The sequence below is a fragment of the Cyclobacteriaceae bacterium genome (assembly GCA_013141055.1).
Taxonomy (GTDB): Bacteria; Bacteroidota; Bacteroidia; order Cytophagales; family Cyclobacteriaceae; genus ELB16-189.
In genome coordinates, this window is the sequence record JABFRS010000001.1 from 2,541,779 (window position 1) to 2,557,779 (window position 16,001).

A 16,001-nucleotide genomic window follows, 5' to 3' on the forward strand; every position below is an offset into this window, starting at 1 on the left:
GAACCAAGTATTTTTAACCTAAATTTTAATACAAACATGAAGAAATTAGTGTTTTTCGCGGCTTTGGTGATGATTACCACGGTCAGCTTTAGCCAGACAGCGGCTGTTACTTCAGCTCCAAAATCGGAGATGGCGGTAGCGAATTTTGATACACAGAATTTTGATTTCGGAAAAATCAAGGTTGGCGTTCCTGCAACGCATGAATTTACTTTTACCAATAAAAGCAAAACCACAATGGTTATTTCCAGTGTGAATGCTTCTTGCGGTTGTACCACTCCTGATTGGACAAAAGATCCAATTCCTCCAGGTGGAACTGGATTCGTAAAAGCTACTTATAATGCTGCCGGTGTTGGCGCTTTCGATAAATCAGTAACAGTGATGGCGAATGTTGAAGGTGGTGTTGTGATGCTTCGTATTCACGGAGAAGTAGTTCAATAATCGTTTTAAAAACATAAAACAAAAAAGTCAGGCCTTCATAGGTCTGACTTTTTTGTTTCTAAGCAGGGCAAGCTTTGGATTCCAAGGCGCCTGTATTCTGATTCCTTACAACTCCCTTATCCAGATATTTCTAAAACTCACTGGATTGCCGTGATCTTGTAATTTGATTGATGCCTTTCCGTGCGACTGATAAACGGGTAAGCCTTTGTACTCAGTGCTTCCATAGATCTGTGTATTGTTTTGCGTCACCACTCCATTATGAATTACAGTTATAGTAGCAGGTGTTATTACCCGACCATTGTCGCTAAAACGTGGCGCGATGTAGATCACATCATACGTTTGCCATTCACCGGGTTTGCGACAAGCATTTACCAAAGGAATGGATTGTTTGTAAATCGAACTTGCCTGTCCGTTGGAGTAGGTAACACTTTCGTAGCTATCAAGAACCTGAAGCTCATAACGTTCCTGCAGAAAAATTCCGCTATTGCCTCGTCCCTGACCTTCACTTACAACTTCAGCGGGTGAGCGCCATTCGATGTGAAGCTGGATGTCACCAAACGTTTGTTTCGTTTTGATATCGCCAGTTCCCTTTGCAACGGTGAGTGCCCCGTCTTTCACTTCCCACTTTGCATCACCACCAGCAAGTGTGCTCCATTTGCTAAGATCTTTTCCATCGAATATGATGATAGCATCAGAAGGAGCTTCTCCAGGGTTAACTCCAGCAGTAATTTTTTTCGGTTTAAGATCCCACACCTCAGAAACTTTAGGATCCATTGATTCACGGGGCGTTCCTTGTGCGAATACGCCGGCTGAGATAAGGCATAAGCCTAATACAATTTTGTTACGCATAGAAATTATTATTTATTCGAAATAGATAAAATGGAGTTTCCTATTGATGTTTTCTTATGGAGGATTTTCTGGAGGTTATAATAATAACACCATTCTTTCCAGCTTCTCCATAAAGTTTCAATTTGTCAATATTCTTAATAACATTGATGGAAGCAATGTTTTCAGATTTCAATGTTGCCAAGTCAAAATCAGGAGACAACCGTACGCTATCCATGATGATCATGGGTTTGCTGTTCAGATCTGTTGATGGATTGAGTTTTATTTCTTTATTGTTCTCTTGCGCATACATGCAAAAAGAAGCAAGCATTAAAAGCATTCCTAGTATCACCTTCATAAAAATATATTTAGAAGAAAGTTAATGATTTTTTTCAATCCTTACCTGGATACTTATCGATGATCGACTGGCTGATCAATTGATAGATTTGAGCCCATTCTTCATCCTCTTTAAGAAATTCCATGTGATGATCCAGAATTTCAAGATCACTGCGGAATGCGGGGCCTGTCTGTGTTATTTCTGGTCCGATCGTCAGACTTTTGTTTATCGTCTCTGTGATCAGCGGTTTTAAAAGCTCAAAGCTGAGACTGTTTTTCTGGAGAATTTCTTTTGAAATGGTGAGCAGATGATTGGTAAAATTTGAAGCAAATACCGCTGAAACATGAAGGGCTTTTCTTTCTTCTGAGCCTATTCTCTTCACATTATTGCTAAGACCCTTTGCGATAGCCATCATCACTTTTTCTGTTCCGGTATTACCTTCAATGAAAATCGGAACAGTCTTAAAATCAACTTTCTTTCCTTTTGTAAAAGTCTGCAAAGGATAAAATGATCCTATATTATCAATTCCTGCAAACTGCAATATTTCCAATGGCTGACTTCCGGAAGTGTGAATCAGGAAGGCATCGTCCGGAAGAATGATCTCAGTTGCAATCTCTTCAATTGCATCATCATTTACAGCAATGATAAAAATGCGTGAGGTGCTGGTGGAGAAATCCAGTGAGGCTTTTACTTCTGCCTGGTATAGACGTTCGGTTAATGCCTCAGCATGTTTTGGGTTGCGACTGTAAACTTCTGTCACGACATATCCAAGATTGTCAAATGCGGGAGCCAGATGCCAGGCGAGATTCCCTGAGCCGATGAATGATACTTTGAGTTGCTCTGCCATTAGTTTAAAAAATTAATCCCGAAGGATATGCGATTGGCATTAGAAAAGTCATGCCAGGACCAAAGCTTGACGAGAAATTAAACGCTGACCTTAACCAGTTCGCTTAATTTTTCCACCGCGAAGTCAATATCCTGATTGGTATTATACTTACTGAATGAGAATCTTACTGCTCCACGTTTTGATTCAGGATACAATGCGCCAAGTACATGCGATCCAGTAGATGCTCCGCTACTGCAGGCACTGCCACCCGATGCTGAAATACCCGCCAGGTCAAGATTAAAAAGCAGCATGTCGTTCTCTTCCGACTCAGGAAGACTAACATTCAATACTGTATAGAGACTTTTATCAGGGCTTGCTGAATCGCCATTAAATAAAACGCCAGGAATATTCTCGCGGAGTTTTTCAATCATTCTTGATTTCAATGCTTTCACATGAATGGTGTGCTCATCCATATCACGATAGGATATTTCCAAAGCTTTAGATAAGCCGATGATACCGTAAACATTTTCAGTACCACCTCTCATGTTTCTCTCCTGAGCACCACCGTGTATGAATTGTCCGATCTTCCTGTCTTTGCGAATATACATGAAGCCAACTCCTTTAGGTCCATGAAACTTATGAGCACCAGCAGTCAATCCACACACATGAAGTTCTTTCATATTGTGGCGATAATGTCCCATGGTCTGTACCGTGTCGGAATGAAAGAAAGCCTTGTGATGCCCACAAAGTTCTCCGACTCTTTGCAGATCCAGTAGATTCCCGATTTCATTGTTAGCATGCATCAATGATACGAGTGCATTGGGATATTGTATCAAGAGCTTTTCTAGATCAGCCATGTTCACATGACCTTTGCTGTCAAGCTCTACGTGATGCAATTTTATAATGTTTTGCTTCTCCAGGATATCCAATGTGTGAGAAACAGCATGGTGCTCGATGGGAGTGGAGATAGCATGTTTAATACCGTACGTCTGAATCCCGCTGATGATTAGAGTATTATCAGCTTCTGTACCACCCGATGTGAAAATGATCTCCCCTGGTGTGCAATTTAAAAGCTCTGCAATCTTCTTTCTGGACGACTCGATTCCTGCCCTGACCTTTCTTCCGTGTGAATGAATGGAAGAAGGATTTCCGAAATCCTCCAGCATAAAAGGCTTCATAGCCTCGAACACCTCAGGATCGAGGGGGGTAGTGGCAGCGTTGTCAAGGTAAGCTCTCATAGCATTCACAATTTGCAGGACAAATTTACGATTTTATGATCGCCTTAATGTCTCCTATGATTTTATTGGCAAGTGCATCCGCTTTGGAGGAATCCTGTGATTCAGCATAAATGCGAATGATGGGCTCTGTATTGGATTTTCTCAGATGTACCCATTCTTTCTCATTCTCAAAATCAATTTTCACGCCATCAATGGTATTGATCTTTTCATGCTGATATTTCTTTTGAATGTCTTTCAATACCTGATCAACATCAATAGCAGGCGTTAGTTCAATTTTGTTCTTGGAAATAAAATAGGCAGGATAGGAGGCACGCAAAGCCGAAGCTTTCAGTTTTTTTTTTGCCAAATGGGAAAGAAATAAAGCAATTCCAATGAGGGCATCCCGTCCGTAGTGAAAATCGGGAACGATAATTCCACCGTTGCCCTCGCCACCAATGACTGATTTAGTCTCCTTCATGGCATTCACAACATTTACTTCTCCGACGGCAGCTGCGGTGTAACGACCTTTTGCTTTTTCTGTAACATCTCTCAAGGCTCGTGTCGAGGAAAGATTGGAAACTGTATTTCCTTTTTTCTTTGACAGAATATAATCCGCTACAGCGACAAGAGTATATTCTTCACCAAATGCTTTGCCATTTTCCTGAATAAATGCAAGACGATCAACATCTGGATCAACTACGATTCCAAGATCACACTTTTCTTTTTTTACAAGCTTGCTGATCTCTGTGAGGTGTTCTGGTAATGGTTCGGGATTGTGAGGAAAGTTCCCGGTAGGATCACAATAAAGTTTCTTGATTCTCTTTACACCTAATGCCTCCAGTAATTTTGGGATCACCGTTCCCCCTGTAGAATTAACTGCATCCACAGCAATCTTAAAATTTGCCTTGCGAATAGCATTAACATCTACCAGCGGATATTTCTTCACCAAAGCAATATGCTTATCAATATACGTGTCATTCTTTGTACAGGAACCCAACTTTAAAACTTCTGCGAAATTGAATTTCTCTTCGTGCGCAAGTCTTAGTATTTCTGCCCCGTCTGCTGCGGAAATGAACTCTCCCTTTTCATTCAATAGCTTAAGCGCATTCCATTGAATCGGATTATGACTTGCTGTTAGAATAATACCTCCTCCGGCTTTTTCAAGCGGAACTGCCATCTCAACAGTAGGAGTGGTAGAAAGTCCAAGATCAATGACATCAATACCAAGTCCCTGAAGTGTTGAGCAAACCAGATTACTAACCATCTCACCAGAAATTCTTGCATCTCTGCCAATGATGATTTTTTTTCCTTTACGGGACTGTATCCAGGTACCAAAGGCAGCGGAAAATTTTACGATATCAACAGGAGTGAGTGCATCGCCAGGTGTACCCCCGATGGTACCACGAATGCCTGAAATAGATTTGATTAATGTCACAGTGAATATTAAAGTGTGACGGCAAAATTAGTAAGGATTATCAGGAATCTCAGCGATTTTTTAGATCCGGAAGAGGCGCCAGCATCATATCTTTCTTATCAGCATTAGGACATTCTTCCCCTGCTCCAATGGTCTTGCCGCAGTACCCGCAAGCAATACCTTCTTTGGCAAGAAACGGACTTTGTGTAGCGCATGTCCCACGAAATTCACCGTTCTTAATAAAGATCAGACGCACTGACATGAGCGCGAAAAACAATCCAAAAACCGCAAGAGTAACTAAGAAAACCGCCATGGCAAAAGTGTTAATTGGCTTAACTTGCTGCTAAGTTATTGTAAAACACCTGGATTCTGAATAAAGTTTACACTGAATGAAAAAGTCGCTTTCTGCTCCCGATCTAACCCGTGAAATCAAGTTAAAAGCATTTGATCGCCTGCTCACCATCATGGATGAGCTCCGTGAAAATTGCCCCTGGGACAAGAAGCAAACTATCGAAACCCTTAGACATCTTACCGTTGAAGAAGTTTATGAATTATCAGACGCCATTCTTGAAGGTGATTTAAAAGAAGTGAAGAAAGAACTCGGAGATGTTATGCTTCATCTTGTCTTTTATTCACGCATCGCTGCGGAAGCAAAAGCATTTGATGTCGCCGATGTACTCAATGCTATTTGTGACAAGTTGGTAGAGCGTCATCCTCATGTTTATGGAGACGTAGTTGCCAATGATGAGGGAACAGTGAAGGCTAACTGGGAGAAAATAAAACTGAAATCGGGAAATAAATCTGTACTGGAAGGAGTGCCCAAATCGTTGCCCGCGTTAGTCAAAGCAATCCGGATTCAGGATAAGGCAAGGGGAATTGGCTTTGACTGGGAAAGAAAAGAACAGGTTTGGGAAAAGGTAGAGGAAGAGATGGGTGAATTCAAAAAAGAATTCAATACTGAAAAGAACGAGCCTATTCATCACGAGCGTGCTATGGCAGAGTTTGGTGATCTGCTGTTTTCGTTGGTGAACTATGCCCGCTTTATTAATATTGATCCGGAAGAAGCACTGGAGCGCACCAATAAAAAATTCATCAAACGCTTTCAGTATCTGGAATCAGAATCTGCTAAAGACGGAAAGAAGATGGGTGAGATGACGCTGACGGAAATGGATCAATATTGGAATCGGGCGAAGAACCTGTGAACATGAAGATTGAGAACTTCAGTAATCCTTTAAGGTTTAGTAGGTTTCGGATCTTCAAAATCAAAGTACTCGTCTTTCTCCAACTCAAGCTCCTTCTTTTTCTTTTTTCCCTTCAGTTTGAATGCTTCTTTCAATTCCTGGACTTCTTTTTTGATATCATTTGAGATTTTTTTCTTCACGGCCTCTTTATCATAAAGAACATCATACTTATCAGTTGTGCCCACGATCTTTAAGAATAGTTTTGCCTGCCCTTTGCTATCCTGTTCAATGGCACCAAATGCTTCATCAGGATCAATTTTCTTCTTGTTGCGAAGAGGAGTGACTACCCGATAATCAATCTTCTGATCAAAAGTATGAGTGCCGCTCAACGTGATCGTCGTGAGATTGCTTCTGATTTCCATTTGTGGAATAAAAACTGTTTTGTTCTCGATGTGAATATCATTCTTGAGGTCGGCGAAACGCAGTTTACTTAATCCCTCATCGTCAAGGTACTTGTTTAATTTTTGCATGGGAGCAAAATTGTTGAGCTCACCATTTTTAATGGTCGTGCTGGCATCGGCAATCAAAGTCTCCTGAAAGATGTGCAGGCTTTCATCTAATGTAGCTTCAAGACTGAGATCCGCGAAGGCTTGTCCTTTGATATGTTTGTGATCAATAAATGTCTGTTGAAAGTTCTCAAAGACATAGAATAAAGAGTCAATCTGGACTCCATTGAGCTTTGCCGAACTGATCAGGTCGATTGCTTTGGGATTCTTGGCATCAACAATTCCGTTAAGATCAATGCTTCCTCCCATCGCCTTAAGATGAATATTGCGAGCGACTGCTACCTGTCCCTTTACCAATAAATCACCTTTAATAGAAGATGGATGAAAGCGTTTGTACTTCATGGACTTCACATTGTAGGTGAAGTTCAAATTCAGATTATTGGAGATATTGAATTTGTAAGGACCTTTTTCCTGTTGACCGAATCCAATGGCAAACAATTGATCAATATCCAGAAAATCAGATTTAAGATCTGCTTCAATGCCGATTGATTGATTTTCAAAGATCAGAAATGTGATAACGTTTTTGAAAAACCCATTCAAAAGAAAATCACTGTTTTCAAACTGACCTTTTAGATCGCTCATGGCGAGATCATTATTGTTGAATTGCAGCGAGCCGTCAAGATTTGAAAAGTGTAACTTGTTTTCCCCTAATCTAAAATCAAGCTTACTTAATTCTATCGTTCCTTCTGTACGAACCTGCTGAGCTGTGGATTTATTTTTTAATAAATTGATTGGACCACTGATGGAAACATTTGCCTTGATACGCCCCGACAAATCATTGATCTCTTTCATTGGATAAAAATTCAAAAGAGCTTCTGCATTCACCTCTCCATGAAAGTCTGCCGTTACAAAAGGATTATTGAAATTTTTCATGACAAAATTTCCTGTAAAAGCATCACCATTCAGGGATCCGGAAATATTTTTCAGAAACAATTCTGCATCATCAAGCTTTGATAAGTTGGGGGTGGCAAAGGAACCTTCGAGATTCGAATTTTCAATTTTTGATTTAAAGTCAGGATGGAAAAGCGTCACGTTTTTTAATCCAAACGAAACGGACAGTAATGGACTTTTCTGCTTACTCACTTCCCCCTGGAGTTTCATATCAAAGTAGACATCACCTTTACTTTGATATTTCTTTAGCTTCTCAATTGATTCAGAAGGGAAAAATGAAAGCAGAAGTTTGATATCTGTTTCCTTTCCAATCGTATGAATATCTATTTGATTCTTCTCCTTGAATGCATAGGTTCCGCTGACTTCAAACATTGCCTTGTCCATCAGCAATTGAGATGGCATGATCGTCAATGATTTTCCAAGATCGTCATAATCGACAATAGCATTTATGTCAAAAATCTTTTTACGAAACCAGATGGAATTGCCAATGCCAATTTGCTCACTAACAATATCCCCAATGGCTTCAATGTGATAGATGTCACCTTTGGCGTTGATGCTGGCCATCAGATTACTGCTTGATAATTCATGATGCTGGAATGCAGGCAGATCCACATACGTGACAAGCGTATTGATGAGTTTAACGTTCTTTAGATCAAATGAAACTGATCCGCCGCTCTCACCACTGTGCTTTACAATGGTGTAATTATTTTTTCCCGCATTGTTGATCCGAAGATTCGTTTCACTGTCGTGAACTTCGAGCCCCCGAATCGCAAAGTTGCCCGCCCAGACCTCGAAAGGATTTAGGACGAAGGAAACTTTCCTCGCTGTTAATAATGGGTATTCTCCGGGGTGACTGTCCTCTACATAAACGTCGTGAAGGACGATTGCCAGGTTTGGGAACTCATCAAAGGCAGATACTTCGATCTTTCCGATTTTAATGGGAGTGCCAATATTTTTGTTGGCTTCAACAATAAATTGCTGAATGATTCTGTCTTTAAAGATGAATACGGACGCTACGAGACTGCTGATCAGCACGAAAAGCACCAGCAGAGTGTAGAGAATGACTTTTTTGAGAATCTTCAATAGTCCGGGATAAGAAGACAAAAGTACAGGTTATAAAAACAGTGCCACAATTTTTGTATTATAAAAGAGTAACAGAAATACCGAAGCATATTCCACCACTATGAAGACCATTCTATTTTTTGGTGACAGCCTGACGGCAGGATATGGATTAAGCGACGCCAAAAATGATTCATTTCCAGGACTGATTCAGAGGAAGATTACGGAAGCATCTTTGTCATATGAAGTAGTCAATGCCGGTATCAGCGGTGATACTTCGGGAGGTGGTCTTGCGCGACTTGATTACTGGTTGAGTCGTCCCATCGATGTATTTATTCTTGAGCTTGGCATCAATGATATCATGAGGGGCATCAATCCCCGAATCACCTTTCAGAATCTTCAGGCAATCATTGATAAAGTAAAAATCAAAAACCCGAAAGTACAGATCGCGGTGATGGGAATGGAATTACCTCCCTTTGTTCCTGGTTCTTTGACTTTGGAGTTCCGGCAGATTTTTCGCAAGCTGTCAGATGCGAACAGACTTACCTTGGTTCCATTTTTCCTGGATGGTGTTGCTGGTATTCAACATCTTAATCTCAACGATGGACTTCATCCGTCAGCGGAAGGTTATAAGGTCATTGCGAATAAAGTCTGGCCAGTTATCAAACCTTTGCTTGTATAACTATTGTGTATATAGAATCAAGTATATACTCTCCCCGTTATTGTGTGATGAGTGCCTTGAATGTGTAATTGAATACACATTATGAATGTATTTTTTCGTAATCAACCTTGAACATTCCATGGAATGCTTTTTTTAATGAGTTTGAAAAAACTAATTGACATGAGCACTGAACAAAAAGAGCATGCTTCAGAAATTCTTAATGATCTTCTGAAGATCAATAATGACCGTATTGAAGGTTACAGGAAAGCAAACAAAGAAACAGAAGATGAGGATCTGAAGAATCTGTTTGAAGAAATGGAAGACGAGAGTGAATCCATTGTGAATTCTCTTATAAAAGAGATAGCATCTTTAGGTGGCACCCCGGAAGCAGGAAGCACTACCAATCCAGGAAAGATTTATCGCGTATGGATGGATGTGAAAGCAACTTTTAATGGAAAGGATCGCAAGGGCATTTTGAATGCCTGCGAATTCGGGGAAGACGCTGCACAAAGTGCGTACAGGACAGCATTGAAAGATGAAGAGCTTCCGTTAGGTATCCGCGCGTTGATCAAGAGCCAGCAAGTGGAACTTAAGTTGTCTCATGATTCTATCAAGGCATTAAGAGATAGCACCAACTAAGCTCAAGAGTGAGGTTGAAGCCAATGGCCTGCAGTGAAAAGCTGTGGGCTATTTTTTTGAAAAGCAGGTTCAGGTTTTTGTCATTAGGGCTTTTGGCATTTTTTTTTGCTCAATTGGAAATCTCAATTACCTTTGCAGTCCTCAAAAACGGTCAATTGGCCATATTTGAGTATTAAATAGTGTTTTAGGGAGCTTAGCTCAGCTGGTTCAGAGCATCTGCCTTACAAGCAGAGGGTCGGGGGTTCGAACCCCTCAGCTCCCACAGAAGAAGAAAGCAGTTACGAAAGTGACTGCTTTTTTTGTTTTAGCCTGCCGCTTAGATCTAACTTCCGGTTGTCAAACGAGTGATCAAGGTCATTATCAAACACCATGTACAGAATCCTAACCATCCTGCTTCTTTGTGTGATCACCAGTGCCGCAAGTGCCATGAGCATCGACAGCCTGTACATTGTTACGTACACCACCGGAGCATCATGGGATCAATCCAAAGGTCCGGCAGAGCAGCCATTCTTTAAAGAACATTCATCACGATTAAGTCAATTGAGGAAAGACGGAGTCATTAAATTCGGAGCCCGCTATGCTGAGAAAGGAATAATCGTTATTGCAGCACCGTCCATGATCAAAGCAAAGGAGATCATTAATGCCGATGTGGCCATTAGTAATAATCTTTTTGTTGCTGATATTCAGAAGCTTTCCATATTCTATGATGGATGCCTCGAACGGCCCAAGTAATACTATTTTTCTCCAAGTGACAATAACATACATGTGCTTACACCATGAGCATAAACTTTTCCATCATCATCAATCAGTTGAGCTTCCATTAAAGCTGTTTTGCTTCCTGCATTGATAACTTTGCCTGAACATGTCAGTTTTTTTGATTTGATCGAAATGGGTCTGAGGAAATTGACTTTTAACTCCAGTGTTGTATAACCCGTTCCTTGGGGCAATGTTGAATGGAGCGCGCAACCCATCGCTGAGTCGAGTAATGTTGTAATCACTCCACCATGAACAGTGCCCAATGGATTGTAATGAAATTCCTGAGGTTGAAAAACGAAAGAGACTTTTCCAAACTCCAATGTGCCCATGTTGAGATCAAGCGTATTCATAATGGGAGGTGGAGGCAATTCACCATTCTTCATAGCCATGAGGTAATCCATGCCTGATAGCTGAAGGCCTTTCTTTGCGCTCTCCATCGGATCCTGCCAGGAATAGGTTCGGGTACGTTCGTTCATAAAGAATTTTTTAAAGTGAATTGATTTCTATTGTCTTACCAACAGCTTTTTCAGTTTCATTGTGCATCACAAAATCAAAAACATATTTCACAACTTCGGGGGATCGCAGGTTATGACCAAAACCAGTTGTGGTAATCAGTTTTGAATGGGGCAGGGCCTTGTGAACCGCCGCAGCATAGTGATATGGAGTTTCTGCATCACCCTCATCATGAATTGAAAGCATCGGGATGGTAACTGCCTTTGCAAATCGCAACGAGGAGAAGAACTCTGGTAGATGACCAGTATAGGTTACAAATGCGTCACGAATAGCCTTTGATGTTCTTTTCGAAACCCCAAGCATCTTTTCATAATACCTGACATAATCTGCCCCTTCTCCTGGTGTTCCGGTGATGATCAATTGCTTTACCGAAAGATCAGGAACTCTATAAAAAGCATAAAGAACCGATATGCTACCAAGAGAGTGACTTATAAGTGTGTGAACGGGAGGTATCTGTGTTAGAAATTTTTCTATGGCGTGACTGAAGAGTGGAATGTTGCAATGCTTCCCGCCTGAAAGTCCCTGGCCTGGAGCATCCATGGCGTAGATGGTAAATTCTTCTTTTGAGAATGCTTCTATGTAATTCTTCCATCTGAAAGTATGACTCTGCCATCCGTGAATGAAGACCAATACTTTGCTGCCCGTTCCCCATTTATAGCATTGAATATTATGACCGTTGAATTCAAAGGTGAATTGATGTGCTGTATTGAAGAATTCAAGATGATTGCTTTTCAGTATTGGCCGCTGTGGTGATGAGAAAAGAAGGAATGCTCTCTTGCCTGCCGTCTTGGGTGCAAACAGGACAAGGATGTTGAAGTAAAAGCCAACCAGTCGTGCAAGTATTTTTTTCATATCAATCTTTTTAGATACCAATCAGTATCTTAATGAATAAAAAAATTTTAAGCCTCCAGTTCATCCACCAGTTTTTCCAGATGACGGATGGTCATTTTAATATCATTGTTGTTCCCACGAAGTTTGCTCATCATGATCGCACCTTCGAGCATCGCGATAATAATGGAAGCATAATATTCTTTCTGAAGATTGAATTTTAATTGCTTGTACCGCATTCCATTCTCCAGAATTTTAATGATCGCATCGCGGAGAATGTCAAGGATAACGATTGCCTGTTTTCTTAAGATAGGATGAGCATCATCTACTTCTGTAGAAACATTCAGCAGAGGGCATCCGCCTTTAACCGGAGGTTTGCTGATGTAAGTTTCAAAATATCCGAAGAGAGATTTTAATTTTAAGGAAGCTGTCGGTTGATCTTTAATTCTTTTGCGGATTTGTTCAAACATCACCTGTGAAAGATTCATCAATGCCTCTTTTTCAAGATGATCTTTGTTTTTGAAGTGGCGATAGATCGCGCCTTTTGTTAATCCGGTAGCCGTGGTGATATCACTGATAGATGTAGCCTTGTATCCATGCGTATTGAACAGCTCGCCTGAACGTTTTAAGATTGTTGCTTTTGTGGCTTCCGGTTGACGCATGATCAAAGATACCGATCGGTATCTTAATTTTCAATATAACTTACCGGAATTTTGCTAAAGGCTGAAATCAATAAGGAGAAGGGCTTACGCTTGTCCAGCCGCCATCGATGATCAAAGCCTGCCCAGTGATGTGGGAGGCTTGGGGTGAAACCAGAAACAGCGCTGCGTTTGCGATATCTTCAGGAGAAGCCGGTTTTCCCAAAGGAGTTAGTGTGGACCATGTATTCTGATAATCCGGATCATGACTGGTTCGTTCCGTCATGGTAGCTCCTGGAGCAACCGCATTGACAGTAATCCTGAAAGGAGATAATTCAATCACTAAAGTCTTGGCGAGCATTTCCAGAGCGGCCTTGCTCATTCCGTAAGCTGAAAGATTTTTATGAGCCTGATGTCCTGTGACCGATGACATAAATAGGATACTTCCCCCATGACCCTGAAGTTTCATTTGATTGGAAGCCACTTGGGCCAAAAAGAAACTTCCACCTAGATTGACGCGAAGAACATTGTAAAAATCTTCTGGCTTGTATTCAAAGAAATCCCCAAAAAGAGTAATACCAGCGTTGGCAATTACAATATCGAGTTTACCAAAATGAGCAATGGCTTGATTTACCATTTCCTGAATAAAAGAAATATCAGCAGCATCTCCAGCGAAAGCAATGCAGCTTCCTTTTTCTGAGAGAATGGACTTGGCTCCTTCTTCAGCCAAAGACTTTTCAATGTCATTGAGTACTACATGGGCACCCTGTCGCGCCAGCTGACGACAAATCTCTAATCCGATTCCCTGACCTGCACCAGTGACGATGGCTACTTTATTTTGAAATGGTTTTTGAGACACGCGCAATGATTTATGTTAAAGTTAGGAAATGAAAGGGATGAAGTAATGAAAGAATTATTGAATTGAAACTTTTCATGCATTAGAATGTTATAACAGTTGTATTAACAACAATAGTGTCTACATTTGGGAGTATGTCAATCGAGCAGGATATAAAGCAGGAAAAATTTGAAAGTGAGCACCACAAGGGAATGGTGAATATATTGTTCACCAGCAGCTGGCTTCATAATATCAATTCCGTCCGTCTCAAGGCTCATGATATTACTCCTGAGCAATTCAATGTGCTGCGAATTCTTCGGGGCAGTCATCCCACAGCATTAATGCTGGCGGAGATAACCTGCCGAATGATTGATAAAAGCAGTAACGCCACACGACTTGTTGAAAAACTTCGGCAGAAGGGTCTTGTGAAAAGGGAGATCTGTGAAGATAACCGCCGCCAGGTGGATATCATGATAACCCCCAAGGGCCTGGAGGCTCTTTCAAAAATTGATAAAGAATCTGATTCTGTTACTGCGATCATGAAAAAGGTCACAAAAGCAGAGGTCCAGGAATTGAACCGGATTCTGGACAAGCTCCGCGCTTAATCTAAAAAAAGCCTTCTTTAATGCTCAAAAACAATGAAAAAGAATCCCCTCAACAATAGTTGTATTTACAACTATTGTATGTAACTTTGTTCTACAAGTCTTCGTTATAACGGTACCAAAAGCAAAAACATATGAAAACAACATTGCATAAAGCCGACACAAGAGGCCATGCCAACCATGGCTGGCTCAACTCATATCATTCATTCAGCTTTGCGGGATATAACAATCCTGACCGGGTTCACTTTGGAATGCTAAGAGTTTTAAATGATGATATCGTAACGGGAGGAATGGGCTTTGGCCGTCATCCACATGATAACATGGAAATTATTTCTATTCCGCTCCGGGGTTCGCTTGAGCACGGAGACAATACGGGTGGTCATGGCATTATTAAGTCAGGAGAGGTCCAGATCATGAGTGCTGGGTCCGGAATTGCTCACAGTGAAAAAAATGCTTCCTCAAATGAAGATGTTAATTTTCTTCAGATTTGGGTGTTCCCAAAGGAAAGAAACATTACACCACGATATGATCAAAAGGAATTCAAACCAGAGGATCGTATCAATAAACTTCAGGTAGTGGTTTCGCCAAAGAAAGATGAGAATGCTCTTTGGATCAATCAGGATGCATGGTTTAATCTGGGTGATCTAAAAAAGGGACATACGACGGAGTACACAATAAATCAAAAAGGAAACGGCGTTTACGTTTTTGTTGTAGACGGAGATGTGACTATCAATGGACAATCTTTGAATAAAAGAGATGGTCTGGGAATCTGGGACACCGATAAACTTTCAATTGCTGCTGATAGCGATGCCGAAGTCTTATTAATAGAAGTTCCAATGAATTAAAAGAAAGGATTTTTATGAAAAACAGGACAGTATCTTCTTTATTATACGGACACAAAGTCGACATGGGTGGAATGCCGATCCGTCAGCCATTGCCTTCACAAAGAGTCGAGCAGATTGATCCGTTCCTCTTGTTGCATCATGCAGACATAAAGGTACCTAAGCATTTGGATCCGGATCATGCAGGCGTGGGGCCTCATCCTCATCGTGGATTTTCACCCGTGACCTTTATCTTCAAAGGTGGCGTTCACCATCGTGATAGTCGTGGTAATGATAGTGTGGTTTATGAAGGTGGTGCACAATGGATGAACGCAGGCATGGGTGTTATTCATAGCGAACGTCCACCACATGATATTGAAGAATTGGGTGGAAGGCAGGAGATCATTCAACTTTGGATTAATACTCCATCAGAGCATAAGATGGATCAACCTGTTTACCATCCTCTTAGCAAAGAAGAAGCTCCTGGCGTGGTGAGTGAAGATGGAAAGGTGAGTGTAAAACTTTTTTCAGGAGAACTCCTTGGATTAAAGGGACCAATTCCTTCACATACAGAAGTGAATGCCGCAACGTTGACTTTCAAAAAGGGTGGTAAAATTTCAATACCATTGCCAGTGCATCATAATGCCCTCATTTATTTACTGGATGGAAAGCTTACAATCGATGGCTTTGGTCTGGTAGAAGAATTGAATGCTGCTCATTTTAAGAATGATGGCGAAGGCGTTACTCTTGAAGGATTGGAAGATACCCGTATTCTATTGTTGAGTGGCGCACCTTTAAACGAAGAAGTTGTTTCATACGGACCGTTTGTTATGAATACACAGACGGAGATCATGGAAGCCATGAGAGATTACCAGAAAGGAAAGATGGGAGTCTTAATAGAAGAATAAAGTGATTTGAAAGTTTGAAGATGGGTTCTGTAAAAAATGTGAAAAC

At 41.0% G+C, this 16,001-nt stretch carries 19 protein-coding genes and 1 tRNA gene; 9 read left to right on the plus strand and 11 right to left on the minus strand.

The annotated features are described in order from the left end of the window. Nucleotides 1–36 precede the first annotated feature (36 nt). Entirely contained in the window at nucleotides 37–438 is a 402-nt protein-coding gene (locus tag HOP08_11410) for a DUF1573 domain-containing protein (GenBank protein NOT75531.1), read from the plus strand. A 105-nt stretch (nucleotides 439–543) separates the two neighbouring features. On the opposite strand, the gene HOP08_11415 is transcribed toward HOP08_11410, so the two are convergent. The 6 genes from HOP08_11415 to HOP08_11440 form a co-directional block, all read right to left on the minus strand. Further along, on the minus strand, nucleotides 544–1,287 hold the full coding sequence (locus HOP08_11415; GenBank protein ID NOT75532.1) for a DUF1080 domain-containing protein: 744 nt from the start codon (nucleotides 1,285–1,287) through the stop codon (nucleotides 544–546). 40 nt (nucleotides 1,288–1,327) lie between these two features. Next, a complete protein-coding gene (locus HOP08_11420; GenBank protein ID NOT75533.1) occupies nucleotides 1,328–1,621 on the minus strand; it encodes a hypothetical protein in 294 nt (97 codons plus the stop codon). A gap of 34 nt (nucleotides 1,622–1,655) precedes the next feature. Then, a complete protein-coding gene (locus HOP08_11425) occupies nucleotides 1,656–2,447 on the minus strand; it encodes a DUF2520 domain-containing protein (GenBank protein ID NOT75534.1) in 792 nt (263 codons plus the stop codon). Between the two features lie 77 nt (nucleotides 2,448–2,524). Continuing rightward, nucleotides 2,525–3,664: a cysteine desulfurase gene (locus tag HOP08_11430; protein NOT75535.1), complete on the minus strand. Its 1,140-nt coding sequence runs from the start codon at nucleotides 3,662–3,664 to the stop codon at nucleotides 2,525–2,527. Between the two features lie 25 nt (nucleotides 3,665–3,689). Beyond that, a complete protein-coding gene (gene glmM / locus HOP08_11435; protein ID NOT75536.1) occupies nucleotides 3,690–5,078 on the minus strand; it encodes a phosphoglucosamine mutase in 1,389 nt (462 codons plus the stop codon). A 49-nt stretch (nucleotides 5,079–5,127) separates the two neighbouring features. Next, a complete protein-coding gene (locus HOP08_11440; protein NOT75537.1) occupies nucleotides 5,128–5,370 on the minus strand; it encodes a hypothetical protein in 243 nt (80 codons plus the stop codon). A gap of 76 nt (nucleotides 5,371–5,446) precedes the next feature. Between HOP08_11440 and mazG the strand changes: the two genes are divergently transcribed. Beyond that, nucleotides 5,447–6,259 (plus strand): nucleoside triphosphate pyrophosphohydrolase, encoded by an 813-nt coding sequence (gene mazG / locus HOP08_11445; protein ID NOT75538.1) that lies wholly within the window; start codon nucleotides 5,447–5,449, stop codon nucleotides 6,257–6,259. Nucleotides 6,260–6,288: 29 nt separating this feature from the next. Here the strand turns inward: mazG and HOP08_11450 are convergent, their stop codons facing one another. After that, nucleotides 6,289–8,778 (minus strand): hypothetical protein, encoded by a 2,490-nt coding sequence (locus HOP08_11450; protein NOT75539.1) that lies wholly within the window; start codon nucleotides 8,776–8,778, stop codon nucleotides 6,289–6,291. 100 nt (nucleotides 8,779–8,878) lie between these two features. On the opposite strand from HOP08_11450, the gene HOP08_11455 reads away from it, so the two are divergent. The 4 genes from HOP08_11455 (at nucleotide 8,879) to HOP08_11470 (ending at nucleotide 10,786) form a co-directional block, all read left to right on the plus strand. Then, nucleotides 8,879–9,436: an arylesterase gene (locus HOP08_11455; protein ID NOT75540.1), complete on the plus strand. Its 558-nt coding sequence runs from the start codon at nucleotides 8,879–8,881 to the stop codon at nucleotides 9,434–9,436. 159 nt (nucleotides 9,437–9,595) lie between these two features. Further along, nucleotides 9,596–10,054, plus strand: a complete 459-nt coding sequence (locus HOP08_11460) for a PA2169 family four-helix-bundle protein (protein ID NOT75541.1) — start codon at nucleotides 9,596–9,598, stop codon at nucleotides 10,052–10,054. 187 nt (nucleotides 10,055–10,241) lie between these two features. Then, nucleotides 10,242–10,316, plus strand: a tRNA-Val gene (locus tag HOP08_11465). A 107-nt stretch (nucleotides 10,317–10,423) separates the two neighbouring features. Beyond that, complete coding sequence (locus tag HOP08_11470; protein NOT75542.1) at nucleotides 10,424–10,786, plus strand: hypothetical protein; 363 nt, start codon at nucleotides 10,424–10,426, stop codon at nucleotides 10,784–10,786. A gap of 2 nt (nucleotides 10,787–10,788) precedes the next feature. Here the strand turns inward: HOP08_11470 and HOP08_11475 are convergent, their stop codons facing one another. The 4 genes from HOP08_11475 to HOP08_11490 form a co-directional block, all read right to left on the minus strand. Continuing rightward, nucleotides 10,789–11,286 (minus strand): PaaI family thioesterase, encoded by a 498-nt coding sequence (locus HOP08_11475; GenBank protein NOT75543.1) that lies wholly within the window; start codon nucleotides 11,284–11,286, stop codon nucleotides 10,789–10,791. A gap of 10 nt (nucleotides 11,287–11,296) precedes the next feature. Continuing rightward, nucleotides 11,297–12,175, minus strand: a complete 879-nt coding sequence (locus tag HOP08_11480) for an alpha/beta hydrolase (GenBank protein NOT75544.1) — start codon at nucleotides 12,173–12,175, stop codon at nucleotides 11,297–11,299. A gap of 47 nt (nucleotides 12,176–12,222) precedes the next feature. Continuing rightward, the gene (locus HOP08_11485; protein NOT75545.1) at nucleotides 12,223–12,813 is read right to left on the minus strand and encodes a TetR/AcrR family transcriptional regulator; all 591 of its coding nucleotides are present in this window, start codon (nucleotides 12,811–12,813) and stop codon (nucleotides 12,223–12,225) included. A gap of 67 nt (nucleotides 12,814–12,880) precedes the next feature. Continuing rightward, nucleotides 12,881–13,648: an SDR family oxidoreductase gene (locus HOP08_11490; protein ID NOT75546.1), complete on the minus strand. Its 768-nt coding sequence runs from the start codon at nucleotides 13,646–13,648 to the stop codon at nucleotides 12,881–12,883. A gap of 131 nt (nucleotides 13,649–13,779) precedes the next feature. On the opposite strand from HOP08_11490, the gene HOP08_11495 reads away from it, so the two are divergent. The 3 genes from HOP08_11495 (at nucleotide 13,780) to HOP08_11505 (ending at nucleotide 15,955) form a co-directional block, all read left to right on the plus strand. Beyond that, the gene (locus HOP08_11495; protein NOT75547.1) at nucleotides 13,780–14,229 is read left to right on the plus strand and encodes a MarR family transcriptional regulator; all 450 of its coding nucleotides are present in this window, start codon (nucleotides 13,780–13,782) and stop codon (nucleotides 14,227–14,229) included. 131 nt (nucleotides 14,230–14,360) lie between these two features. Next, nucleotides 14,361–15,071, plus strand: a complete 711-nt coding sequence (locus HOP08_11500) for a pirin family protein (protein ID NOT75548.1) — start codon at nucleotides 14,361–14,363, stop codon at nucleotides 15,069–15,071. Between the two features lie 14 nt (nucleotides 15,072–15,085). Next, nucleotides 15,086–15,955, plus strand: a complete 870-nt coding sequence (locus HOP08_11505) for a pirin family protein (protein NOT75549.1) — start codon at nucleotides 15,086–15,088, stop codon at nucleotides 15,953–15,955. The last annotated feature ends 46 nt before the right edge of the window (nucleotides 15,956–16,001 follow it).

Excerpts from the sequence above, each read along its gene's own strand:
- HOP08_11430 (NOT75535.1), bottom strand. The coding sequence starts at position 3,664 with ATGAGAGCTTACCTTGACAACGCTGCCACTACCCCCCTCGATCCTGAG.
- mazG (NOT75538.1), top strand. The coding sequence starts at position 5,447 with ATGAAAAAGTCGCTTTCTGCTCCCGATCTAACCCGTGAAATCAAGTTA.
- HOP08_11415 (NOT75532.1), bottom strand. The coding sequence starts at position 1,287 with ATGCGTAACAAAATTGTATTAGGCTTATGCCTTATCTCAGCCGGCGTA.
- HOP08_11470 (NOT75542.1), top strand. The coding sequence starts at position 10,424 with ATGTACAGAATCCTAACCATCCTGCTTCTTTGTGTGATCACCAGTGCC.
- HOP08_11495 (NOT75547.1), top strand. The coding sequence starts at position 13,780 with ATGTCAATCGAGCAGGATATAAAGCAGGAAAAATTTGAAAGTGAGCAC.
- HOP08_11440 (NOT75537.1), bottom strand. The coding sequence starts at position 5,370 with ATGGCGGTTTTCTTAGTTACTCTTGCGGTTTTTGGATTGTTTTTCGCG.
- HOP08_11410 (NOT75531.1), top strand. The coding sequence starts at position 37 with ATGAAGAAATTAGTGTTTTTCGCGGCTTTGGTGATGATTACCACGGTC.
- HOP08_11425 (NOT75534.1), bottom strand. The coding sequence starts at position 2,447 with ATGGCAGAGCAACTCAAAGTATCATTCATCGGCTCAGGGAATCTCGCC.
- HOP08_11420 (NOT75533.1), bottom strand. The coding sequence starts at position 1,621 with ATGAAGGTGATACTAGGAATGCTTTTAATGCTTGCTTCTTTTTGCATG.
- HOP08_11455 (NOT75540.1), top strand. The coding sequence starts at position 8,879 with ATGAAGACCATTCTATTTTTTGGTGACAGCCTGACGGCAGGATATGGA.
- HOP08_11480 (NOT75544.1), bottom strand. The coding sequence starts at position 12,175 with ATGAAAAAAATACTTGCACGACTGGTTGGCTTTTACTTCAACATCCTT.
- HOP08_11475 (NOT75543.1), bottom strand. The coding sequence starts at position 11,286 with ATGAACGAACGTACCCGAACCTATTCCTGGCAGGATCCGATGGAGAGC.
- HOP08_11485 (NOT75545.1), bottom strand. The coding sequence starts at position 12,813 with ATGCGTCAACCGGAAGCCACAAAAGCAACAATCTTAAAACGTTCAGGC.
- HOP08_11505 (NOT75549.1), top strand. The coding sequence starts at position 15,086 with ATGAAAAACAGGACAGTATCTTCTTTATTATACGGACACAAAGTCGAC.
- HOP08_11500 (NOT75548.1), top strand. The coding sequence starts at position 14,361 with ATGAAAACAACATTGCATAAAGCCGACACAAGAGGCCATGCCAACCAT.
- HOP08_11460 (NOT75541.1), top strand. The coding sequence starts at position 9,596 with ATGAGCACTGAACAAAAAGAGCATGCTTCAGAAATTCTTAATGATCTT.